Source organism: Nocardia sp. N2S4-5 (assembly GCF_044628355.1).
In the GTDB taxonomy this organism is placed as follows: domain Bacteria; phylum Actinomycetota; class Actinomycetes; order Mycobacteriales; family Mycobacteriaceae; genus Nocardia; species Nocardia wallacei_B.
The window spans coordinates 7,696,656-7,719,714 of sequence record NZ_JBIUPM010000001.1; the positions used below are offsets into that span (position 1 = coordinate 7,696,656).

20 protein-coding genes and 1 pseudogene are annotated in these 23,059 nt (G+C 69.6%); 10 read left to right on the plus strand and 11 right to left on the minus strand.

Annotation, left to right across the window (positions count from 1 at the left end; translation table 11 throughout):
- Position 1 precedes the first annotated feature (1 nt).
- The 4 genes from ACFMRZ_RS35610 to ACFMRZ_RS35625 all read left to right on the plus strand — a co-directional run bounded on the left by ACFMRZ_RS35610 (position 2) and on the right by ACFMRZ_RS35625 (position 3,665).
- The gene (locus ACFMRZ_RS35610) at positions 2–508 is read left to right on the plus strand and encodes an arginine repressor (protein WP_400182553.1); all 507 of its coding nucleotides are present in this window, start codon (positions 2–4) and stop codon (positions 506–508) included.
- Positions 509–628: 120 nt separating this feature from the next.
- Positions 629–1,834, plus strand: a complete 1,206-nt coding sequence (locus ACFMRZ_RS35615; protein ID WP_280273851.1) for an argininosuccinate synthase — start codon at positions 629–631, stop codon at positions 1,832–1,834.
- A gap of 60 nt (positions 1,835–1,894) precedes the next feature.
- On the plus strand, positions 1,895–3,316 hold the full coding sequence (gene argH / locus ACFMRZ_RS35620; RefSeq protein WP_400182554.1) for an argininosuccinate lyase: 1,422 nt from the start codon (positions 1,895–1,897) through the stop codon (positions 3,314–3,316).
- A 25-nt stretch (positions 3,317–3,341) separates the two neighbouring features.
- Positions 3,342–3,665 (plus strand): DMT family transporter, encoded by a 324-nt coding sequence (locus ACFMRZ_RS35625; RefSeq protein ID WP_400182555.1) that lies wholly within the window; start codon positions 3,342–3,344, stop codon positions 3,663–3,665.
- Positions 3,666–3,669: 4 nt separating this feature from the next.
- Here the strand turns inward: ACFMRZ_RS35625 and ilvA are convergent, their stop codons facing one another.
- Positions 3,670–4,893 carry a threonine ammonia-lyase gene (ilvA, locus tag ACFMRZ_RS35630; RefSeq protein ID WP_400182556.1) on the minus strand — a complete coding sequence of 408 codons (1,224 nt, stop codon included), beginning with the start codon at positions 4,891–4,893 and terminating at the stop codon, positions 3,670–3,672.
- A gap of 81 nt (positions 4,894–4,974) precedes the next feature.
- Between ilvA and ACFMRZ_RS35635 the strand changes: the two genes are divergently transcribed.
- Positions 4,975–5,703, plus strand: a complete 729-nt coding sequence (locus ACFMRZ_RS35635) for a GntR family transcriptional regulator (RefSeq protein ID WP_280273855.1) — start codon at positions 4,975–4,977, stop codon at positions 5,701–5,703.
- 19 nt (positions 5,704–5,722) lie between these two features.
- Here the strand turns inward: ACFMRZ_RS35635 and idi are convergent, their stop codons facing one another.
- The 4 genes from idi to ACFMRZ_RS35655 all read right to left on the minus strand — a co-directional run bounded on the left by idi (position 5,723) and on the right by ACFMRZ_RS35655 (position 10,067).
- On the minus strand, positions 5,723–6,274 hold the full coding sequence (idi, locus tag ACFMRZ_RS35640) for an isopentenyl-diphosphate Delta-isomerase (protein WP_400182557.1): 552 nt from the start codon (positions 6,272–6,274) through the stop codon (positions 5,723–5,725).
- Positions 6,271–7,143, minus strand: a complete 873-nt coding sequence (locus ACFMRZ_RS35645) for a geranyl diphosphate 2-C-methyltransferase (protein WP_400182558.1) — start codon at positions 7,141–7,143, stop codon at positions 6,271–6,273. The genes idi and ACFMRZ_RS35645 overlap by 4 nt, the downstream gene beginning before the upstream one ends.
- Positions 7,144–7,211: 68 nt before the next feature.
- Positions 7,212–8,648 carry a family 2 encapsulin nanocompartment cargo protein terpene cyclase gene (locus tag ACFMRZ_RS35650; RefSeq protein WP_400182559.1) on the minus strand — a complete coding sequence of 479 codons (1,437 nt, stop codon included), beginning with the start codon at positions 8,646–8,648 and terminating at the stop codon, positions 7,212–7,214.
- Between the two features lie 15 nt (positions 8,649–8,663).
- Complete coding sequence (locus ACFMRZ_RS35655) at positions 8,664–10,067, minus strand: family 2B encapsulin nanocompartment shell protein (RefSeq protein WP_400182560.1); 1,404 nt, start codon at positions 10,065–10,067, stop codon at positions 8,664–8,666.
- A gap of 494 nt (positions 10,068–10,561) precedes the next feature.
- Here ACFMRZ_RS35655 and ACFMRZ_RS35660 point away from each other — a divergent pair.
- Together ACFMRZ_RS35660 and ACFMRZ_RS35665 are read left to right on the plus strand one after the other, a co-directional pair.
- Positions 10,562–13,518: pseudogene (locus ACFMRZ_RS35660) on the plus strand (AMP-binding protein).
- A 56-nt stretch (positions 13,519–13,574) separates the two neighbouring features.
- Entirely contained in the window at positions 13,575–13,721 is a 147-nt protein-coding gene (locus tag ACFMRZ_RS35665; RefSeq protein ID WP_400182561.1) for a hypothetical protein, read from the plus strand.
- Between the two features lie 11 nt (positions 13,722–13,732).
- Here ACFMRZ_RS35665 and rffA read toward each other — a convergent pair whose 3' ends face one another.
- Positions 13,733–14,869, minus strand: a complete 1,137-nt coding sequence (gene rffA, locus ACFMRZ_RS35670; RefSeq protein WP_400182562.1) for a dTDP-4-amino-4,6-dideoxygalactose transaminase — start codon at positions 14,867–14,869, stop codon at positions 13,733–13,735.
- The gene (locus ACFMRZ_RS35675) at positions 14,859–15,953 is read right to left on the minus strand and encodes a glycosyltransferase (protein WP_400182563.1); all 1,095 of its coding nucleotides are present in this window, start codon (positions 15,951–15,953) and stop codon (positions 14,859–14,861) included. The genes rffA and ACFMRZ_RS35675 overlap by 11 nt, the downstream gene beginning before the upstream one ends.
- 245 nt (positions 15,954–16,198) lie before the next feature.
- Here ACFMRZ_RS35675 and ACFMRZ_RS35680 point away from each other — a divergent pair, with 245 nt between their 5' ends.
- From ACFMRZ_RS35680 to ACFMRZ_RS35690, 3 genes are read left to right on the plus strand one after another with little or no spacing between them, the layout of a single operon-like run.
- Entirely contained in the window at positions 16,199–18,430 is a 2,232-nt protein-coding gene (locus tag ACFMRZ_RS35680) for a hypothetical protein (RefSeq protein WP_400182564.1), read from the plus strand.
- A gap of 29 nt (positions 18,431–18,459) precedes the next feature.
- Entirely contained in the window at positions 18,460–19,020 is a 561-nt protein-coding gene (locus tag ACFMRZ_RS35685; RefSeq protein WP_400182565.1) for a GtrA family protein, read from the plus strand.
- Positions 19,021–19,030: 10 nt separating this feature from the next.
- Positions 19,031–19,252: a Trm112 family protein gene (locus ACFMRZ_RS35690; protein ID WP_280273864.1), complete on the plus strand. Its 222-nt coding sequence runs from the start codon at positions 19,031–19,033 to the stop codon at positions 19,250–19,252.
- Positions 19,253–19,268: 16 nt separating this feature from the next.
- Here the strand turns inward: ACFMRZ_RS35690 and ACFMRZ_RS35695 are convergent, their stop codons facing one another.
- The 4 genes from ACFMRZ_RS35695 to ACFMRZ_RS35710 are packed head-to-tail and all read right to left on the minus strand — an operon-like array spanning position 19,269 to position 22,974.
- A complete protein-coding gene (locus ACFMRZ_RS35695; RefSeq protein ID WP_400183054.1) occupies positions 19,269–19,928 on the minus strand; it encodes a TetR family transcriptional regulator in 660 nt (219 codons plus the stop codon).
- Positions 19,929–19,930: 2 nt separating this feature from the next.
- A complete protein-coding gene (locus ACFMRZ_RS35700) occupies positions 19,931–20,698 on the minus strand; it encodes an ABC transporter permease (RefSeq protein WP_280273866.1) in 768 nt (255 codons plus the stop codon).
- The gene (locus ACFMRZ_RS35705) at positions 20,695–21,426 is read right to left on the minus strand and encodes an ABC transporter ATP-binding protein (RefSeq protein ID WP_280273867.1); all 732 of its coding nucleotides are present in this window, start codon (positions 21,424–21,426) and stop codon (positions 20,695–20,697) included. The genes ACFMRZ_RS35700 and ACFMRZ_RS35705 overlap by 4 nt, the downstream gene beginning before the upstream one ends.
- A gap of 15 nt (positions 21,427–21,441) precedes the next feature.
- Entirely contained in the window at positions 21,442–22,974 is a 1,533-nt protein-coding gene (locus ACFMRZ_RS35710; protein WP_400182566.1) for a multicopper oxidase family protein, read from the minus strand.
- Positions 22,975–23,059: the final 85 nt, after the last annotated feature.

Sequence of the window (23,059 nt, forward strand, 5' to 3'; positions counted from 1 at the left end):
TATGAGAGCGGGGAAGGCCAAAGCGGGTCCCGCGATCGCGCGGACCCGGGCCGGGCGGCAGCAGCGGATCGTGGAGTTGCTGTCCGCCAACGCGGTGCGCAGTCAGAGCGAGCTGGCGGCGTTGCTGGCGGCCGAGGGCATCGAGACCACGCAGGCCACGCTGTCGCGCGATCTCGACGAACTGGGTGCGGTGAAACTGCGCGCCGCGGACGGCGGCGCGGGCATCTATGTGGTTCCGGAGGACGGCAGCCCGGTCCGTGGCGTCACGGGCGGCACCGACCGGCTGTCGAAACTCCTCGGCGATCTGCTGGTCTCCACCGACCACAGCGGCAACATCGCCGTGCTGCGCACCCCGCCGGGCGCCGCGCACTTCTTGGCCAGCGCCCTGGACCGCGCCTCTCTCCCCGAGGTGGTCGGCACCATCGCCGGTGACGACACCGTCGCCGTCATCGCCCGCGAACCGCTCACCGGCGCGGAGCTGGCCGCGAAGATCGAACTACTGGCCTGACCCCGGTTATGCATGGGATTGCATCATCATGCATAATCATTTGTCAGTGGCGGGAGCCGTCCGGGGAGGCGGCGGGCATGCAGACTTGGATACGCACGAAAACCTGAGGAGCTTACAGAAATGGCCGATCGCGTCGTACTCGCCTACTCCGGCGGGCTGGACACCTCCGTTGCCATCAGCTGGATCGGCAAGGAGACCGGGGCCGAGGTGGTCGCGGTCGCGATCGACCTGGGCCAGGGTGGCGAGGATATGGAGCTCGTGCGGCAGCGCGCGCTCGACTGCGGCGCCGTCGAGGCGATCGTGGTGGACGCCCGCGACGAGTTCGCCGACGAGTACTGCCTGCCGACCGTGCAGGCCAACGCCCTGTACATGGGCCGCTACCCGCTGGTGTCAGCGATCAGCCGCCCGCTGATCGTCAAGCATCTGGTGGAGGCCGCCGAGTACCACAACGCCTCCACCGTCGCGCACGGCTGCACCGGCAAGGGCAACGACCAGGTGCGCTTCGAGGTCGGCATCGGCGCGCTGGCGCCGGACCTGAACGTCATCGCACCCGTCCGCGACTACGCCTGGACCCGCGAGAAGGCCATCGCCTTCGCCGAGGAGAACAGCCTGCCGATCACGGTCACCAAGAAGTCGCCGTTCTCCATCGACCAGAACCTGTGGGGTCGCGCGGTCGAGACGGGCTTCCTCGAGGACCTGTGGAACGCGCCGACCAAGGACGTCTACGACTACACCGTGGATCCGACGGTCAACTTCGAGGCCCCCGACGAGCTGATCGTCACCTTCGACCGCGGCATCCCGGTGGCCATCGACGGCCGCCCCGTCAGCGTGCTCGAGGCCATCACCGAGCTGAACACGCGCGCGGGCCGGCAGGGCGTCGGGCGGCTGGACATGGTGGAGGACCGGCTGGTCGGCATCAAGAGCCGCGAGATCTACGAGGCGCCCGGCGCCATCGCGCTGATCGCCGCACACCAGGAACTCGAGGCCGTCACCGTCGAGCGCGAGCTGGGCCGCTACAAGCGTCAGGTCGAGCAGCGCTGGGGCGAGCTGGTGTACGACGGCCTGTGGTTCTCGCCGCTCAAGCGCGCGCTGGACGCGTTCGTGCGCGACACCCAGGAGCACGTCTCCGGCCAGATCCGGATGGTCCTGCACGGCGGCAACGTCGTCGTCAACGGCCGCCGCAGCGAGGAATCCCTCTACGACTTCAACCTCGCCACCTACGACGAGGGCGACACCTTCGACCAGTCCCTGGCCAAGGGCTTCGTCCAGATCCACGGCCTCTCCTCCAAGGTCGCCGCCCGCCGAGACCTGAGCAAGAAGAAGTAGCGCCACCCGAGATCCGCGCGGGCACATTCCGATGATCGCGATACGAGGAGACGACGAGCGATGACGCAGGGCGGCAGCACCAATGAGGGGGCGCTGTGGGGTGGGCGGTTTGCGTCCGGGCCGGCGGCGGCGATGGCCGCGCTGAGCAAGTCGACTCAGTTCGACTGGGTGCTGGCGCCCTATGACGTCCGGGCGTCGAAGGCGCATGCGCGGGTGCTGCACAAGGCCGGGCTGCTGTCCGACGGTGATCTGGCGGGCATGCTCGCCGGGTTGGACCGGCTCGCCGCGGACGTCGAGTCGGGTGCGTTCGGTCCGGCCGAATCCGACGAGGACGTGCACGGTGCGCTGGAGCGCGGGCTGATCGAGCGCGTCGGCACCGAACTCGGTGGGCGGCTGCGGGCGGGGCGGTCGCGCAACGACCAGGTGGCGACGCTGTTCCGGATGTGGCTGCGTGACGCGGTGCGCCGGGTCGCGGCCGGGGTGCTGGACGTGGTGGACGCGCTCGTGGCACAGGCGGCCGCGCACCCGGAGGCGGTCATGCCGGGCAAGACGCACCTGCAGGCCGCGCAGCCGGTGCTGCTCGCGCATCAATTGCTCGCCCACGCCCATCCGCTGCTGCGCGACGTCGACCGGCTGCGCGATTTCGACAAGCGAGCGGCCGTGTCCCCCTACGGTTCCGGCGCGCTGGCGGGGTCGTCGCTGGGCCTGGATCCGGAATCGATCGCCGCCGACCTGGATTTCGATGCGGCCGCGGCCAATTCGATCGACGCCACCTCGTCGCGGGACTTCGCCGCGGAGGCGGCGTTCGTGCTCGCCATGATCGCGGTGGACCTGTCCCGGATGGCCGAAGAGGTGATCATCTGGAGCACACCGGAATTCGGCTACATCACGCTGGCCGACGCGTGGTCCACCGGGTCGTCGATCATGCCGCAGAAGAAGAATCCGGACGTGTCGGAGCTGACTCGCGGCAAGGCCGGTCGCCTGATCGGCAACCTCACCGGCCTGCTCGCCACGCTGAAGGCGCAGCCGCTGGCCTACAACCGGGACCTGCAGGAAGACAAGGAGCCCCTGTTCGATTCGGTCGCCCAGCTCGAGCTGCTGCTGCCTGCCATCGCGGGCCTGATGTCGACCCTGACCTTCCACACCGACCGCATGGCCGAACTGGCCCCCGCCGGTTACACCCTGGCCACCGATATCGCCGAATGGCTGGTGCGCCAAGGCGTTCCGTTCCGCGTGGCGCACGAGGCCGCCGGCGGCTGCGTCCGCGCCGCCGAGGCCCGCGGCGTGGGTCTGGACGAACTCACCGACGAGGAGTTCGCCGCCGTCGACCCCGCCCTCACCCCGAAGGTGCGCGAGGTCCTCACCGTCCAGGGCTCCATCGCCTCGCGCAACGCCCGCGGCGGCACGGCGGGCGAACAGGTCGCCCGGCAACTGGAGGAAGTCCGCACCGCCACCGCCACCGCCCGCGCCTGGCTGTCCTGACAGGCGCGCCGGTTATCCTGCGGCCATGACCTTCCTGCTGCTGGTGCTGGCCATCGCGTCCGAGGTGACGGCCACGGTGTCGTTGAAATTGTCCGAGGGGTTCAGCAAACTGGCGCCCTCGATCGTGGTGGTGGTCGGGTATGCGGGCGCGTTCTTCTTCTTGTCGCAGGCATTGAAGCGGGGGATGTCCATCGGCGTCGCCTATGGGGTGTGGTCGGCCATCGGGGTGGCGGCCGTGGCCACCATCGGGGCGTTGTTCCTCGACGAAGGCCTGACCCCGGTGCAGATCGGCGGGATCGGGCTGGTGATCCTCGGCGTGCTCGCCCTGGAACTGGGCGCCGCGCACTGATCGCTCAATCCTGTACGCGCACCGGGTATCCCGCGGTTTCCAGGGCGTCCAGTACGTCGTCGCGGTGGGCGGCGCCGCGGGTCTCCAGGGTGAGCAGCACCTCGACCTCGTCGATGGCCAGCCAGGCCCCGGTGCGCGAGTGCACGACATCGAGCACGCTCGCCCCGGTGTCGCCGACTGCGGCCAGGAGCCTGCCCAGGCTCCCGGGCCGATCCGAGATCGTCACGCGCACAGCGAGATAACGCCCGGCCGCGCTCAGCCCGTGCCCGATGAGCCGGGTGAGCAACAGCGGATCCACATTGCCGCCGGACAGTATCGCGCACACCGGGCCGCGCAGATCCAGTTCGTCGGCGCGGCTCATCAGCGCCGCGACCGCGGCGGCCCCGGCCGGTTCGACGATCAGTTTGGCGCGCTCCATGCACAGCAGCAGCGCGCTCGACAGCGCGTCCTCGTCGACGGTCACGATCGAGACCCGATCGGCGACATGCGCGAACGGCACCTCGCCGGGCAGGCCTACCGCGATACCGTCGGCCATGGTCGACATCCGTTCCAGCGCAACGGGTTTACCCGCCGCCAGCGACTCCGGCCAGGCCGCCGCCTGCGCGGCCTGCACGCCGATCACACGGACCTCGGGGGCCAGGTGGCGCAGCGCGACGACCACCCCGGCGAGCAGCCCGCCGCCACCGGTCGGCACGACGACGGTGCCCACCTCCGGCAACTGCTCCAGGATCTCCAGCGCCACGGTGGCCTGGCCCGCGACGATATCGGGGTGGTCGAAGGGATGGATCAACGTCGCCCCGGTCTGTTCCGCGAAATCCATTGCCGCGGTGAGGGACCGGTCGATGCTGTCGCCGACCTGGTGCACGGTGGCGCCGTACGCCCGGGTGGCGGCCAACTTCGGCAGCGAGGCGCCGATGGGCATGAACACCGTCGAGTCGATGCCGAGCGTCGTCGCGGACCAGGCGACCCCCTGCGCGTGGTTACCGGCGCTGGCCGCCACCACGCCGCGCCGCCGGTCGGCCGCGGGCAGATTCGCGATCCGGTGATAGGCGCCGCGCGGCTTGAACGAGCCCGTGCGCTGCAGGTTTTCGCATTTCAGCCGTACCTCGAGGCCAGTCCTCTCCGACAGCACCCGGGAGGCCACGAGCGGCGTGCGCCGGATGACCGGCGCCAGTTGCTTCGCCGCCGCCTCGATGTGGTCCAGCCCGATCGATTCCATGGCCGACATGCTGCCAGACGATTGCCGATCGTTTCGTGATCGTCACATCGGCGACCGCTGCCGAAAACACCGCCGCCATACCGTCACGACATGCCTCCACGACGACGCTCGGCGTTACTCGCGAAGCTGGTGGTCGACGAACCGGGCCGGCCGCAGATCATCCTCGGGGAACTGCGACGGGTGATTCTCGACGGCGCGGTGCCGCCGGGCACCGTGATCCCGCTGCGCGAGGTGGCCGAACTGTTCGACGTCAGCCACATCCCGGTCCGCGAGGCGCTGAAGATACTCATCGGTGAGGGCCTCGTCGCGCACCAGCCGCATTCGGGATACACGGTGGCACAGCTGACCGCGAGCGAACTGCGCGAGATGTACCTGGTCCGCCAGGCACTGGAGGAGGCGTCGCTGGCCGCGGCCGTCAGCCACGCCACCTCCGTGGATCGAGCGGCGCTGCTGGAGGTGAACGCGGCGCTGGAACAGGCCATCCGCGACGACGATCCGGTCGGCTACCACCGCCGGTCTCGTCAGTTCCACCTCGCCCTGTCCCGGCCCTCCCGCATGTTCCGGCTGCTGCATCTGCTCGAATCCGCCTGGAACATCACCGAACCCGTGCAGTCGATGGTGCATGTGTCGCGGGCCGACCGGGTGCGGTTGCACACCGACCACGCGCTCATGCTGGACGCCTTCCTCGCCCAGGATGTGCAGCGACTGCTCACCGTCGCGCAACGCCACCACTCCCGGCTCGAGTCGGTACTGGCGACACTGCCCACCGACACCGGCCTCCTCGCACCACCGGACGGCGTCTCGTTCGCATGGCCTTAGCGCGGCGGCACCCCGGGCGCTATTCGACCTCGACGCTCTCGACCACCCCGAGCACCCCGGACAACCAGGGCGTATAACGCTGCGGATCGGCGACCATGGCGTCGGCGAGGTCGCTCGGCCACACCCAGGCGTAGTCGGCGATCTCCGCCGGATCGGGACGCGGGGGCGCGCCGTCGAACCGGCCGACCAGCACGTGATCCCATTCGTGCTCGACGCGGCCGGTGCCGGGATCGGCCGCCCGGTAGGTGAACGTGCCCACCTCGGACAGCGTGCTGTAGATCCCCAGCTCCTCCACGAGCCGCTCCGCCGCGGCCTCGGCCAGGTCGCTGCCCGGCGCCGGATGGCCGCAGCAGGTATTGGTCCACAACAGCGGGAATCGGGTCTTGACCGCGGCGCGCTGTTGCAGAAGCACCCGCCCGTCGGCATCGAACAACAACACTGAGAATGCGCGGTGCAGGCGGCCCGGCGCGGCGTGCGCCTGGGCCACCGGGCACGCGCCGACCGCGCGGCCCTGGTCGTCCACCAGTTCGACGGGCAGGGCCTCGCGGTCGATCGTCGAGTCGATGGTCACCTACCTACCTTATCCGCGGCGATCAGCAAATACTGGAAACTTCCCTCCCGATAGGCGGTGAGGAACGGCTTCTCCACACCGGTGGCCAGCTCGGAATGGGTGCGCAGATCCCAGTAGGGGATGGTGGCCGGGGTCAGATCGGTGACGCCGACCGGGACCAGGCCGTTCGCGGCCAGGGCCCGGAAGTACTCGCCGCGTGGGTGGATCATGCAGCCGTAGTGGGCGTCGATCCAGCTCACCGAGGACGACTTGCCGCCCGTCACGTCGTTGGAGCAGCCGGTGATGCAGACGTAGCGCCCGCCCGGTTCCAGCAGGCGCGCGAATTCGCCGAACAGATCGTGCAGATCGACGTACATGGTCGTCTCGTTGGTCCAGATCCCGCGCACGCTGCCCGAGTCGAAACCGGTCTCGAGCATGTTCTTGAAATGGAACTGCACCATGTCGGCGACACCGCGCTTGCGGGCCTGATCGTTGGCGAAGCCGACCTGGTACTCCGAGATCGTCACGCCGTCCATCCGGCAACCGAAGCGCTGGTTGGCTATGATGCTCGTGCCGCCGCGCCCGCAGCCGGCATCGAGCAGCCGATCACCGGGGCGGACGTCACCGAGATGGTCGAGCAGCAGGTCGGCCTGGGCGGTTTCGAGCCGGTGCAGTTCGCGCACGATCCGGTCCTGCCGGGTGTCGTCCGGGCCCTCCAGCACCGACCAGTCCGGCTCGCCGATACCGTAGTGGTGGTGGTAGAGCCCGTCGACGTCACCGAGTTTGGTGTTGACCCGGTCGTCATTGGGGTTGTTGTTCCAATATTCGGCGACCGAGCGCTGGTAACTGCTGTGCAGGACACCATCGGTCTCGCGGTCGAGCATCGTCATCGCAGATCATCCTCTCGAACCTGGTTGTGCCGGGTCGTGCGCGAATGAGATATCGAAATACGGGTGCGTCAGCTCTGGTCGTGATAGCGGCGGCTGTCGGCGTGCCAGGCGCGGTTGCCGCCCATCCAGCCCCACAGGCCGCCCAGGAAGCGCCGCAATTGCGGGGTGGCCGCGGCGGCGAGCACCGCCGCCTCCCCTTCGAAGCGGTGCACCAGTTCGTCGTGGATCTCGGCCGTGCGCCGCACCGCCTCCCGGCGCGGGCAGTTCTCTTCCGCAGCAAGCACTGTCGGCAGATTGAACTCCCGGCCGTTCGACAGGTCCTCGCGGGCCATCGAGTACAGGTCGTTGACCATCTGCGCGGCCAGCGCGGCCGTGGTGACCACGCGGCGGACGCGGGGATCGGTGTACTCCGGCGCGCTCAGCTCGTAGCCGCCGAGCACGTCGATCGGGGCCATGCACGGCAGGAAGCTGTGCGGTTGCCGGTTGGCCAGGTACTCCCACACCGGTGGCATCCGCCCGGCCGTCCGCCAGCCCGCCTCCGCGCCGAGCGCGATGAACCAGCCACCGATCTCGGTGCGCAGCCGCGCCAGCTGCGCCGGCGTGGCGTAGTGCGACAGGTGCTCGAACGAGGTGCGGAACGCGCGCAGAATCGGATCGGCTTGCAGCGCGCGCTCCAAACGCTCCTGATACTCCGCCGGTAGGTGCACCGGATCTATTGCGGCCGCGGCCATTTCGAGTCGCGGCCCCAGCTCCGCCGCGGCGCTGGACGGGCTGCCGTCGGGGGCGCGGTCGTCGGCGTCCTCCTCACAGTAATAGTCGTCTACCGACCATTCCGACACCGCGCATTTGGCGGCGGCGAGCAGCCGGTCCGGGTCGTCGCAGTCCGGATGCGCGAGCATGATCAGCCGCCCGAAATCGGCTTTTCGCAGCTCGTCCAGATTGCCCTCGTACAGGCCGATGCTCTCGGCCCACACGATGATTCCCTCGTTCACCGCCGTGGCGAGTGCCGGAACGTCGCGCAGCGGCGGTGGGCAGTACAGCGGCGGGATGTCGCGGGCCTCCGCCGGCGGCTCGGCGTCCGAGAGGGCGTGCGCCGGTGCCGCCGTCCGGTGCGCGAATCGGGTGAGATCCGTGTGCCCCGACAGCAGGCGACTCAACCGGGACTCGCCCGGCTCGCCCGTGGACTCCGGCGGGCCGGGCGGGCCGGGCGGGCCGGAGCCGAGCGGGCGCTCGCCGTCGTCCGCGTCGCGCCGCGGCCGTAATAGCAGGCCGGACGCGCCGAGCCCGGTGGGCCCCAAGAGGCGATGCGGTGTGACGGCGTCGACCATGTCCGCGAATGGTGATGAAACCGACTGGGGCTCAGGGCTTTCCGAGGGGCTTTCCGAGTTGTCCGGCAGCGGTAACACGGCCGGGGGAGCGTGGTCCAGATTGGTCAGAAGCTTGGCGACGACCGCGGCCAGCTCGCCGGTGGCAGGCGGGGCCGCGGCGCGTGACAGCACCGACATGGCTGCTCGCTCCCGTCAGTCGTGCCGGGCGACGAGGACATTGTCGAGGATCCCCAGCGCGTCGGGCACCAGCACGGCCGCCGAGTAGTAGCAGCTGACCAGGTACGAGATGATCGACTGGTCGTCGATGCCCTTGAAGCGCACGTTGAGACTCGGCTCGTACTCGTCGGGGATGCCGGTCTGGTGCAGGCCGATCACGCCCTGTTCCTTCTCGCCGGTGCGCATGGCCAGGATCGAGGTGGTGTGTCTGTCGCTCACCGGGATTTTGCCGCACGGATAGATGGGTACGCCGCGCCAGGCCGGGAGGCGGTTGCCGTCGACCTCGACCGGGTCCGGATAGATGCCGAGACGGGTGCATTCGCGCCCGAACGCCGCGATCGCTTTCGGGTGTGCCAGAAAGAATTTCGTGCTGCGCCGCATGCTCAGCAGCTCGTCCATGTCGTCGGGGGTGGGGCCGCCCGACTCGGTGTAGATGCGCTGTTTGAGATCGCAGTTGTGCAGCAGGCCGAAGTCGGGGTTGTTGACCAGGTCGTATTCGCGGCGCTCCCGCAGGGCCTCGATGGTCAGCCGCAGCTGCTGTTCGATCTGGTTGTGCGGCTCGTTGAACAGGTCCGCGACGCGGGTGTGCACGCGCAGCACGCTCTGCGCCAGGCCCAGTTCGTACTCGCGCGGGGCGGCGTCGTAGTCGACGAAGGTGCCCTCGAGCAGCGGCTCGCCCGCGTGCCCGGAGGAGATCTCGATATTCGCCTCGCCGTGGTTGTTCTGGGGCCGCGACTGCGCCGACGCGAAGCGTGACAGTTGCTCGCTCAGCGCCGGTATCTCGTCGCGGGTGCGCTCGAACGCCGCGCGGGGGAGGGCGAGCAGGGTGGTGCGGGTGACGGTGGTGAGCGTGACCGGCCAGATGGCGTCGTCGTCGGTGAGCACGTCCTCGCCGAAATACGAACCGCCGCCGAGGATGCCGACCCGGGTGGTCTCGCCGTACTCGCCGGTGCCGAGCTTGCTCAGCTTGCCGTGCACGATGAGCAGGAGCTGGTCGATGGGGTTGCCGAATTCGGCGACGACCGTGCCCGGCTCCAGGTCGCGCTGCTCGAACTGCCGGGCAAGCGCGCCGAGCGCCTCCTCGTCGTCGAAACCGCGCAGCGGCGGCAGTTCCTGCAGCTCCAGGGGAATGACCCGGGCCTGGCCGCCGTCGACGACGAATTCGACCTCGCCGTTGCCGACGGTGTGGGTCAGGCGGCGGTTGACGCGGTAGATGCCGCCGTGCACCTGGACCCAGGGCAGCATGCGGGTCAGCCAGCGGGAGCTGATGCCCTGCATCTGCGGTTCGGATTTTGTGGTGTGCGCGAGTTGGTGTGCGGCACTGGTGGACAGGCTCTTCTGCACGTGGTTCTCGGTCTGTGCCGGCAGTTCGATGGTCATGCTGCGGTCCTCACCTCGTAATTGCCACGGCGACGGCGACGGCGCCGGTGGTGGAGACAGGTCGATACGGCAGGCCGGGGGCCTGCTCAACTTGACACTCGAGCGAAACTAAATGCGCGACAGCGCGTTTCCAGCGAATTGATAGTAAGTCCCGGCACCGACAGGATGTGGCGGAATTCGCGAACGATGTGAAAAACCTTGTGCCATAACGATTGGTGATCGTTCGGCCGTCCATTCAGCTGTTCGGCGCGTCGGCGTCGAATGCCCTCGGCGCGTCGGGGGCGGTACGAACCGCCGCGTGCGGAGACAGGGCGAGGAGTCCCTGCGGGCAGCGCAACGAACCGGCGAACCGCTCGTAACGAACGGGCGAACCGCTCGTTGCCGGATGCGTCGGGTCCGATGCCCGCGAAGTAGGCTGATGATGTGGCAAGCTCATCTGGACGCGCAGGGGTCTGTGACGGGTGTCACGTGCAGGGCGAGGGCTGGGAGTTTCCGTGAAGTTCGATACGAGGTTCGTCGCGCGGTCGGTGCAACGGTTGGTGGCGACGGCGCAGAACGGGCTCGAGGTGATCCGCTTCGGGGGGCTGGCGCACGACGTGGAGTCGTCGCCGTACGAGGTCACCGAGCGCAAGCGCATGTACCGGCTGCGGCACTACTTCCCCGACGACACCACCCCCGGCCGTCCCGTGGCGCTGCTGGTGCCGCCGCTGATGGTCAATGCCGACATCTACGACGTGAACGCCGAGGGCGGCGCCGTCGGCATCCTGCAGCGCGCCGGAATCGATTGCTGGGTCATCGATTTCGGGTCGCCCGCCAGCGAAGAGGGCGGCTGGCAGCGCGACCTGGCCGACCACGTGCTGGCCCTGGACAGCGCCATCGACACGGTCAACGAGCTGACCGGCCACGGCGTGCACCTGATGGGTTATTCGCAGGGCGGCATGTTCGCCTACCAGACCGCCGCCTACCGCTACGGCAAGGGCGTGGAGAGCATCGTCACCTTCGGCAGCCCCGTCGACATCGTGGCGGGCCTGCCGTTCGGGCTGCCGCACGGGCTGGTGTCCGACGTCGCCGATTTCGTCGCCGACCACGTCCTCACCCGGCTGCCCATCACCGACTCCATGGTGCGCCTGGGCTTCCAGATGCTGGACCCGGTGAAGACGGCCAAGGCCCGCATAGATTTCCTGCGCCAGCTGCACGACCGGGAGGCGCTGCTGCCCAAGGAGCGCCAGCGCCGGTTCCTCGAGCACGACGGCTGGGTCGGCTACTCCGGTCCGGCCGCCGCCGACCTGCTCAAGCAGTTCGTGACGCACAACCGGATGATGCTGGGCGGCTTCGTGATTCGCGACCATCCGGTGTCGCTGGCCGAGCTGCGGTGCCCGATCCTGGCCTTCGTCGGCGAGGTGGACGACATCGGCCAGCCCGCCGCGGTGCGCGGCGTCCTGCGCGCCGCGCCGAACGCCGACGTCTACGAGGCCACGCTGGTCGCCGGGCATTTCGGCCTGGTGGCCGGGTCGACGGCGACCACCCAGACCTGGCCGCTGGTGCGGGACTGGGTGAGCTGGCTCAGCGGCCGCGGCGACCTGCCCGACCAGATCGCGCCGATGTACGAGCACGCCGCCGTCAACCGCCCGCGCTCGGCGGCGACCCGCGTGGTGCACACCGCCGCCGGGCTCGCCGAGGCCGGCGCCGGACTGGGCGCGGTGCTCGGCAGCATCGCGGGCAGCACCCTGCGCGGCTCGATGGAATTGACCGGCGAGGCGGCGCGGGCACTGCCGCGGCTGACCCGTTTGGGCATGATCCAGCCGCACACCCGGATCTCGCTGGGTCGGTTGCTCGCCGAGCAGGCGCGCCGTGCGCCGCTGCGCGACCTGTTCCTCTTCGACGACCGCGTGCATACGAACGCCGCGGTCAACGTGCGCATCGACAATGTGGTGCGCGGCCTGATCTCGGTCGGCGTGCGGCCGGGCACCCGGGTCGGCGTGCTGATGGAGACCAGGCCGAGCGCGCTGGCCGCGGTGGCGGCGCTGTCGCGGCTGGGCGCGGTGGCCGTGCTGCTCGCGCCCGGCAGCGAGTTACGGCGTGCGGTCGAGGTGACCGGCGCCAAGACGATCCTCGCCGATCCGGAGAATCTGCGCGCGGCCACCGACACCGGCGCCCGGGTCCTGGTGCTCGGCGGCGGGGACGCGCGCGGCCTGGATGTGCCGCCGGGGTGCGAGGTCACCGATCTCGAGCAGATCGACCCGTCGCGGGTGGTGCTGCCCGGCTGGTTCCGCCCGAATCCGGGGCTCGCGCGGGAGCTGGCGTTCGTCCTGGTGACGGGTACCGGCGACAAGCTGGACATCAAATACATCACCAACCACCGCTGGGCGGTGTCGGCGTTCGGCACGGCCGGCTCGGCCGATCTGGACCGCGGCGACACGGTGTATTGCCTGGCGCCGCTGCATCATTCGTCGGGGTTGCTGGTGAGTCTGGGCGGTGCGGTGGCCGGTGGCAGCCGGATCGCGCTGGCCCGCTCGCTCGATCCGGCGCGTTTCGCCGAGGAGGTGCACCGATACGGCGTCACCGTCGTCACCTACACCTGGACGATGCTGCGCGACATCCTCGACGCCGACACCTTCCCCAACGGTCATTCGCATCCGATCCGGCTGTTCATCGGTTCCGGCATGCCGGCCGGGCTGTGGCGGCGGACCACCGAGAGATTCGCTCCCGCACGGGTTCTCGAGTTCTACGCGTCCATCGAGGGAGATGTGGTGCTGGCCAACGTGGCGGGCGCCAAGATCGGCAGCAAGGGCCGCCCGGTGCCCGGCGCCGCGCGGGTGGAGCTGGTCTGCTACGACCCCGAGACGGACGAGATCCGCACCGACGCACAGGGTTTCGCGCGCCGGGCCGCCGACAACGAGGTGGGCCTGCTGATCGGGAAGGCGGCCGACACGGCCGACATCTCGCGCGGCGGTCTGCGCGGCGTGTTCACGCCCGGCGACGCCTGGGTGCCGACGGAGAACCTGTTCCGGCGCGACCGCGACGGCGACTACTGGTTGATGGATCGCCGCGACACGGTCATCACTACTGCCCGCGGGCCGGTCTTCACCCAGCCCATCGTGGACACCCTCAACGACATCGCCGCGGTGGATCTGGAGGTGGCTTTCGGGTTGCGCGCCGGAACGGGTGCGTCCGAGCGGATGCTGGCCGTGGCCGCCGTCAGTGTCCGCCGCGGCTACCACCTGGTCCCCAAGGACGTCACGGAGTGCCTGCGCGCGCTGGATCCCGCCCAGCGCCCCGACCTCGTCTTCGTCGTCGACGAGATCCCCCGCAGCTCCACCTACCGCCCCTCCACCCGCGCGGTCCAAGCCGCCGTCCGCCTGGAGCCGGGGGGAACACCTGGTGGTACGACCGCGCCACCGAAACCTACGAGGTGCTCACCCCCGAGGCGTTGGAAACCCTGCTCGCCTGAGGGGCGGAGGAAATCGGTCGATCTCCATGCGCCAGCATGAAGGTGTGGACGAGACCATGACGAAGCTTGGCGTAGCGGGAAGGTCGATTCGCCTCGCCACCCACGAGGAAACCCCCGGCCTGCGCGCTCTACGCGCCGCCGAGGCGGACCACGGCCTGGACCGTTGGCCCCGCTGCTGCATGCGCCGCGACCTCCCCTCCTGACGGCGCCGGCGTCAGACCTGGAACGCCGTGACCGCCTCGATCACCCGAGCGACCTGTGTGTCGCTGAGGCCCGGCCAGAGCGGGAGGCGGATGAGGGTGCCGGAGAATTCGGCGGTGCGCGTGCACGGGTGCGGGGTGCGGCCGAGTTTCAGCCCGGCGGGGCTGGAGTCCAGCGGGACGTAATGGAACGGGGCCGAGATGCCCTGTGCGCGTAGGTGATCGATGAGATCGTCGCGCCGCCGCTCGGTCGGCGTGCGCAGGTAGTACAGATGCGCGGTGTGCTCGCGGTCGGCCGGCACCTCCATCAGGCGCACATCGTTGCGGGCGGCCCAGTCCGGCAGTCCGGCGGCATAGGCGTTCCACACCCGGAACCGGCCCGCCTGGATCCGGTCGAACTCCGCCAGTTGCGCGTCCAGCACGGCTGCGTTCAGTTCGCTGGGCAGGTAGCTGGATCCGATGTCCTGCCAGGAGTACTTGTCGACGGCGCCGCGCAGGAACCGGGCCCGGTCGGTGCCCTTCTCCCGGATGATCTCCGCGCGTCCCATCAGGATCTCGTCGGTGAGCAGCACCGCGCCGCCCTCGCCGCAGTGCACGTTCTTGGTGTCGTGGAAGCTGAGCGCGCCCGCGGTGCCGATGCTGCCCAGCGGCCGCCCGCGCCAGGTGCCGCCGAGCCCGTGCGCGTTGTCCTCGACGATGGCCAGCCCGTGCGCGTCGGCCAGCGCGAGCAGCCGGTCCATCTCCGCCGCCACGCCGCCGTAATGGATGACCACGATCGCCTTGGTGCGCGCGGTGATCGCCGCGGCCACCGAGTCGGCGTCCAGATTGCCGCGCTCATCGATATCGGCGAAGACGCACACGGCCCCGCGCAAGGCCATCGCGGTCGCGGTCGAGGTGAACGCGAAGCTGGGCACGATCACCTCGTCGTCGGGCCCCAGCTCGAGCAGCAGCCCCGCCATCTCCAGCGCGTGCGTGCACGACGTGGTCAGCAGCGCGTGCGGAGCCCCGGTGATCGTCTTCAGCTTCGCGGTGGCCGCCGCGGTGAACGGGCCGTCGCCGTGGCTCTGATCCGACGACAGCACGGCCTCGAGATTGGCCAGTTCCTGGGCGGCCCGGTAGGGCCGGCTGAAGATGATGCGGTCAGTGCTCACCCGGGTCGTTCCCCCCGATCGCTGCGGTCGTGGACAGGGCCGGCGCGCGATGCTCGGCGGTGCCGGCGTCCGGGCGCGGTGTGGGCGAATCTACCGTCAGGTAAAGGGGTTTGCCCACCAGCACATGCAGCGCCACGCCCAGATACTCGGCGATGAGACCGAGCGAGAACAGGATCGCCCCCGAAACCAGCAGCAGCACAACGATGGTCGAGGCCCAGCCCTCGGGGTTGTCGCCGGGCCCGAAGACCGCCTGCGACACGATGATCACCGCGTACACCAGCCCGGCCAGCGCCAGCGTGACACCCAGCATGCTGACCAGCCGCAGCCCGCGAGTCCCGCTGCACAGCACCATCTTCCAGAACAGCGAGAACAGCCGCCGGTAGTTGTAGCCGGACTCCTCCCGCCCTTCGGATCGCAGCACCACCGGCGCCTGCGCCGCGTTGTCGACCACCCAGGTCAGCGCCACGTCCAGGTACACGCCGTTGGAGGCGACCTCGGCGAGCTGACGCCCGATGTCGCCGCGGATCAGCCGGTAGCTCTCGAACCGGGTGGAATCGGGGAAGGCGAACACCGTGGCGAGCACCAGTTTCGCCCCGCGCGAGGTGAGATTGCGGAGGAATCCGTGCGGCCGGGTGTTGGTCGGCTTGGAGTAGACCAGGTCCGCGCGCTGCGCCAGCGCCGTATTGATGAACGAGCCGATGAAGCCGGGATCGTGCTGGCCGTCCTCGTCCATGGTGACGATCCACTCGCCGCGCGCGGCCGCCATACCGGCGATGGTGGCGGCGTCCTGGCCGAAGTTGCGGCTCAGCCACACCACCCGCACCCGCTCGTAGTCGCTGTCCAGCTGCCGCAGCACCACATCCGAGCGATCCGGTCCGTGATCGTGGACGAGCACGATCTCCGTGACGGTGAAGGTCGCTCCGGCGGGAGTGGTGGTGGGCTCGGCCAACTGGTGCAATTCGGCGACCAGTCCGGCGATGGTCTCCTCGCCCCGGTACACCGGTACGACGACCGAGACCGCGTGCGCCCGGCCGGGGTGACCGTTGGACCGCGCCGGTTCGGTAGCGGCAGAGGGAATCGGCATCAGCTGGTTCGACTTTCGGGGACGACGGTGCGCGCCGGAACTCCTCGTTTCAGTACAGAGCCCGAATCGCGGTGAACTCTAACACGCAGCGTGGTGCGGTCTCCGGTGCGGCGAGGCATCCCGACATCATCGCCCCCGAACAGGTTCATGCCAACCGTTACGCCGCCCTGTAGGGTCTGGAACTCGTGGTGCAAAGTGCAGTGTCGACGGCGCCGGCCGAACCCTCTGCGGCGGCAGAACCTTCCGTGGCTCCGGAATCGGCCCCGAGCGGCAGACCGCGCCGGGATATCTACCGGTGGGGAACGGTCACCGCGGTCGGCGTGATTCTCGGTTATGTGGCGGTGTTGCTGGCCGATGCCCGCCACTTCTTCACCGACGACACCGAATCCCAATACACCCCGCTGTGGGTGATGCTCGGCCGCTATCTGCGCGAGGGCAAGCTCCCGGTACTGATTCCCGAGCAGTGGATGACCGGGAACTACACGATGGAGGAGGCGGGGCTGTTCAACCCGCCGCAGCTGCTGATCGATCTGATCGCGCCCTCGGTCGACAATCTCGCGGTCTACGCCACGGTGGTGAAGCTGATCTTCGCGATCATCGCCGCGCTCGGCGTGTACCGAGTGTGCCTGGCCTACGGCGGCCGGCCGCAGTGGGCGGCGGTGGCCGGTGTGGCCTTCCCGCTGACGGGGTGGTTCCTGTTCTTCGACCAGGCCAGCTGGATGACCTCGCTGACCGGCACGGCGTGGATGGTGCATGCGTGGGCGTCGGCGGTGCGGTACGCGCGGGGCCGGTCCGGGCCGATTCCGGTCTTCGTGTTCCTATATCTGGCGATCTCCGTCGAATACGTGTTCCCGGCGGTGGAATCGGCGCTGATGCTCGTGGCGGTGGCCGTCGGCGAGATCGTGTACCAGCGCAAGTGGCGGCCGGTCGCGCGGCTGACCGCGGTCGCGCTGTGCGCGGGCCTGGCGGGACTGCTGACCTACCTGCCGAGCATGCTGTCGGCGAAGGTGAGCTGGCGCGGAACTTCTCAGATCAACAACGACCAGTTCCTCACGGTGCCCTGGTCGGAATCGCTGAACGCGAGCCTGCCCTCGGCGGTGCCCGCGCTCAACTCGTGGTGGGGCTACATCCAGCCGCTGCCGATGACCTATATCGCCTGGTTCCTGATCCCGGCGCTGGCGTTCGTCGACTGGGGCCGGGCGCGGGCGGCGTGGCGCGAGTTGACGGCGGTGGCGCTGTTCGCGGTCATATTCCTGATGTGGGCGGCCGGGCCGGGCACCGTGGGTCCGCTGCGCTGGCCCGCCCGGGTGCTGCCGATGCTGGCGCTGGGTCTGCTGGTGCTGGTGTGCGTGCTGCTGGGCCGCTTCGGCACCACGTCGAATTGGCGTAATCGCGCGGTCGCGGGCGCCGTGCTGATCGGGCTGCTGTGGGTGCGGACGTTCTCGGCGCATCCGCACGCCGTGCTGTGGCATGTGCTGTCCGCGGTGGTGGTGGCCGCGGTGGGCGCCGCCGTGGTCTGGCTCGCGCGCAGCCGCGGTACGGCCGCCGCCGCGCTGCTGACCATGGTCGCCATGTTCCCCATCGCCTACGCCCAGGTGGAGAGCGTCCAGCCGAATCCGATGAGCTGGCACCTGCCGACCAACCGCTCCGACGCGAAGGCGGCGTTCCCGAAGTTCGACGGCATCACGCTGCAACTCGGCGACCGCGGCCTGCTGCAGCCGGGGGACCGGACGCTGGACGGCGCGTACGGCTCGCTGGCGTTCGGCAACTACGCCAAGGACGTCGAGCAGCACTACGTCAACGGCTACACCCCGAACGGGCACTACTGGTTCGGCGAGATGCTGTGCATGCGTTGGGATTCCAGTGTCTGCCCCGACGCCTACCGGCGGCTGTTCACGCCCGAGCCGAGCACCGGGCGCACCGTCGCGGACCTGATGAAGCTGGACCGGGTCGTGCTGCAGAAGGCCATGTTCCCCGATGCGGGCAATCAGCCCCCGCCCGAGGGCTGGACGTGGGTGGACGCTCCCGGGCACGAGAAGTACATCTGGGTGCTCGAACGGACCGGCGGGCCGGTCTCCACGGTGAACGGCCGCGTCGCCGACGCGCACGAGGTCACCGCCACCTCCCTGTCCGAGTCCGAGACCTCCAGCGAGGTGCGGGTGTCCTCGGCGGCGGGCGGGCGCGTGGTGTTCGCGCGGCTGGGCTGGCCGGGGTATCGGGTGACGCTGAACGGCAAGCAGATCCCGTTCACGACCGTCGCGAAATCCTTTGTGGCCGTGGATATCCCGTCTGGCACCGAGAACGCGGTACTGGACGTGACCTGGCGACCGCCGGGCTGGAAGATCGGCATCGGCACCGCGGTGCTGGGGCTGCTCGGCTTGGGCGTGCTCCAATGGCTCTACCTGCGGTCGCGGCGACGGGACGAGCCCGGCGCACCGACGACTGCCGGTTCCGCACGGACGGAAGCGCTTCCGTGAGCATGACGGGCTCGAAAGGACGCGCACAGGTGTCGCAGCTGCTGCCCGAGGGTGATTCGGGTCTGCCGCGCCGTCCGAAGTCCGGCACTTCGTCTGCCGACGACGGTTCGAGCCCGGAGGCGCACGGGCAGCCGCACTCGTCCGGTGCGCAGACGCTCGCGCCCGGACTGCTGCTGCGGCTGATCCGGCGCCAGGAGATCGCCTTCGCGGCTGTCGGCGGCGTCAACACGCTGCTGGGCATGGTGCTCACCGTGGTGTGGCTGAAGGTGCTGCCCGACAGCTGGCCGCCCGCGACGGCCGTGGCGCTGGCCTATTGCATCACCATCGTGTTCGCCTTCGTCGCGCATCGGACGCTGGTGTTCCGGGTGCGCGGGCACGCGCTGCGCGACTTCGTCCGGTTCGTGCTGGTGAATTCCGGTGGGATGGTGCTGAACATGGCCGGTGTGCAACTGGCGGTCGGTGTCCTGGATCTGCCGGAGACGCCGGCGACCGTGGTGGTGATGGGTCTGGTGGCGGTCGCGAGCTTCTTCGGGCACCGGCACTTCTCGTTCCGGCGGCCACGGCGCGGCCCCGCGTCGTCCGCCGGGTAGGTTGTCGATCATGCCGGAGGAAACCTTGGACCCCACCCTGCTGAGCCTGCTCGCCTGCCCGCAGGACAAGGGGCCGCTGTCGCTGGTCCACGATCGCGACGGCAACACCGTGCTGTACAACCCGCGCCTGCGGCGCGCCTACCCCGTCGACAACGGCATCCCGGTGCTGCTCGTCGACGAGGCGCGCGAGGCGAGTGCCGAAGAGCACGAGGCCTTTTCGGCCCAGCGCTGACACTGCCGCAAGGCTGTTACCCCGCCGCCGGAGGCAACTCCAGGTCGCCGGTGAGATAGCGCTGAATCGTCGGGCCGACGACGACCGCCAGTTCGTCCGGGGTCATGGACGCCAGCGGTTCCACACAGACCACCTTGCGGGCGATCAGCAACCCGATCATCTGCGAAGCGGCCAGCAACACTCGCGGCACGCCGGTGCCCGGGGGATTGTCCGCGCGTTCCCGCACATCCCGCAGCACCACCTCCAGCAGGAACGCCCGTGCCAGCGCCGGGTCGTTGCCACCGCCCAGAATGCTGCGCAGGGTCGCCACCGCGTGCACGCCGACCGGAGAGTCCCAGATGCCCAGCACCGTGCGCACGATCGTCACACCCAGCTGCTCGGCCGGCGCCGCGGCGATGCGGTCGCGGATCATCGCCGGGTCGAGCGGCAGATCCAGTGCGGCGGTGAGCAATTGCTGTTTCGTGCCGAAGTAGTGGTGCACCAGCGCCGGATCGACACCCGCCTGCCCGGCGATGGACCGGATCGACGCCTTGTCGAAACCCACCTCCGCGAACCGGATTCGCGCCGCGTCCAGGATCGCCGCCCGCGTCCCGGACTGGCCGGGCCGCCGTCCGCTGCGCCCGGACCCGCCGTTGCCGTTCGCGGCGGGGCCGGGCGCGGCGTCGTGGTCGCCCACCGTCACGCCGTCCGCCGTCGTAGCGTCGCCGCCGCCAAAGCCAGTGCGACAGCGGCGAATCCGGCCACGACGCCGAGGTCCCGCCACATCTCGCCGGTCACGCCGGGATGCCGGGACACCTGCTGCAGCGCGTCCACGGCGTAGCTCAGCGGCAGCAGGTTGCTGATCACCTCCAGCCAGTCCGGCAGCTGGCCGCGCGGCACCAGCAGCCCGCACAGGAAGAACTGCGGCCCGACCACCAGCGGCATGAACTGCACGGCCTGAAACTCGGTGCGCGCGAAGGCGCTTGCCAGCAGGCCCAGCGCCACTCCGAGCATCGCGTCCAGCACGGCGATCAGCAATACCAGCCACACACTGCCCTCGGAGCTCAGCCCCAGCAGGCCGAAGGAGACCAGGCAGGCGAGCCCGGCCTGGGCGGCGGCCGCGGTGGAGAAGGCGGTGCCGTACCCGGCCAGCAGGTCCAGTTTCGACAGGGGCGTCGTCATCAGCCGCTCCAGGGTTCCCGAGGTGCGCTCGCGCTGCATCGCGATGGCGGTGATCAGGAACATCACGATGAACGGCAGGATGCCCAGCATGCTGATCCCCACCCGGTCGAACAGCCGCGGCGCGCCGGGCATCGCCGGGGTATCGCGATACACGAAGTACAGCAACAACATCAGCAGCGCCGGCACCAGCAGCAGCATGGCGACCGTGCGATGGTCGGCGCGCAACTGCCGCAGGATGCGCGCGGAGGTGGCGGTGTAGCAGCGCAGCGGGGCCGTCGTCGTCATCGGGGCTCTCCCATTTTGATCAGTGCGAGAAAGGCGTTCTCCAGGCTCGATTCGCCGGTGTCGGCGCGCAGTTCGTCCGGGGTGAGCTGGGCCAGCAGCTGTCCGTCGCGCATCAGCAACAGCCGGTCGCAGTGTTCGGCCTCGTCCATGACGTGGCTGGACACCAGCAGCGTCCGGCCCTGCGCGGCCAGGGCATGGAACTGCTCCCAGAGTTCCACGCGCAGCACGGGATCCAGCCCGACGGTCGGTTCGTCGAGCACCAGTACCTCCGGATCGGCGACCAGGGCGCAGGCCAGCGAGGCGCGCGTGCGCTGGCCGCCGGACAGCTGGTTGCCGCGCTGCCGGGCGTGCCGGGTGAGTCCGACCGCGTCGATGGCGGCCGCGACGTCCTCGGCCGAACGTCCGTACAGCGCACCGAAATACGAGACGTTGTCGGAGACGGTGAGGTCGTCGTAGATGCTCGGCGCCTGTGTCACGTATCCGACGCGGGACCGCAGCCCGGCGCTGCCCGCCTCCTCGCCGAGCACTCGCACGCTGCCCGCCTCGATCAGCTGCGTGCCGACGACGCTGCGCATCAGGGTGGTCTTGCCGCAACCGGACGGGCCGAGCAGTCCGGTGATGCAGCCGCGGGGCACGGTGAGTGAAACGTCGTGCAGGACTTCACGTCCCCCGCGGTGCACCCGCAGGTGTTCGACCGCGATGGCGGGGGACGGATCCGGTGCCGTCATGGGTCACCCTCTTATTCATCGTGTGTTGAATTCACTGTGTGATGAATTGTGCGCCCGATGCGGATCCGGCGCAACCCCGGGGTCGACGACGACGAATTGGCCCATCATGCCCTGGTCCTCGTGCCACAGCAGGTGACAGTGATACATGTACGGCGTGTGCGGATCCGCGGGTCCGTCGAATCGAAGCGCGAGCCGGACCGTGCTTTCCGGGCGGATCAGGACGGTGTCCTTCGGGCCGGTGAGTGCCGGGGGCGGCGGCGCTCCGTCCACCTCCAGCACCGTGAACTCGACGTCGTGGATGTGGAAGTTGTGCGGCATGCCGTCGGTGTTGCGCACCACCCAGGTCTCGGTGTCGCCGCGGGTGACGGTCTCGTCGATGCGGTCCATGTCCATCGGCCTGCCGTTGATGCCCGGCAGTTGCAGGTCGAACGTGCGCTCGCGGACCGGTGCGGAGTCGGGCAGCGGTGTGCCGGCCAGGCGGTCCGGGATGTTCGACGCGGTGCGGAGCGTCGGACGGGCGCGCAGCTCGAGGAGGTCGAAGGTGTCGTCACCACCGCTGAATTGATTGTTGAAGAAGTTCAGGCCCAGGTCGGTGGGGTAGCCGCGCACCGTGACCCGCTCGCCGGGCCGCATCCGCACCACGATCTCCGCGCGCTCACCGGGCGACAGCTGTACCCGGTCCAACTCGGCCGGGCGGGTCAGCAGCCCGCCGTCGGTGCCGATCAGCGTGAATCTCCGGTCGTCGGCGAGGCCGAAGTTGTAGACGCGGGCGGTCGAGGCGTTGAGCAACCGCAGCCGGACCAGCTCGTCGCCGACCTCGCGGTACGGTGCGAGGGTGCCGTTGACCATCGTTCGATCGCCGAGAAAGCCGGTGTCGGAGAGGAATCCGTGGCTATGGTCGAACCGGGCGCCCCGGAATCGCACGTCCTGGACGATCACCGGCAGGTCGTCCACCCCGTAGGCGCTGGGCAGCGGGAGGTCCGCGGACTCGTCGTCGATCAGGAACATTCCGGCCAGCCCGCGCTGGACGTGAGTTTCGGTGGCGCCGTGCGGATGCGGGTGATACCAGAGTGTGGCGGCGGGCTGGTCCACGGTCCACGCGGGTGCCCAGAGCGCGCCCGGCGCGATCGGCTGATGCGGGCCGCCGTCCATCGCCGCGGGCAGATGCATGCCGTGCCAGTGCACGGTGGAGGCCGTGCCGAGGGTGTTGCGGACCTCGACGCGTACCTTCTCGCCGCGCCGCGCTCGCAATGTCGGGCCGAGGTAGTCGCCGTTGAAACCCCACGTCTCGGTGACCTGGCCGAGCTGGAATTCCCTTCTTCCCGAACTCATTTCGAGATCGAACACGCGCGTGCCGTCCGGCTCTGTGCGGGGCCGCGCCAACGACGGGACGGTGAGTTCCTCGGTGAAGGCGACCGTCCCGACCGTGGACACCTTCGCCTCGGAGTACCGCCAGGCCGTCACTCCCGTCGCTCCGACCAGGACGAGGACGGCGAATATGCTGAGCCAGAACAGAATTCGCCGCGTTCGCGACGGCCGGGAGGACATGTCTCGACGCTAGAGCCGAGCATCGCCGCGCGTAATCGGGAAGCGCCCGGATTTCGTCCCGGGTTCGCCCCCGAGACGGTGGCCG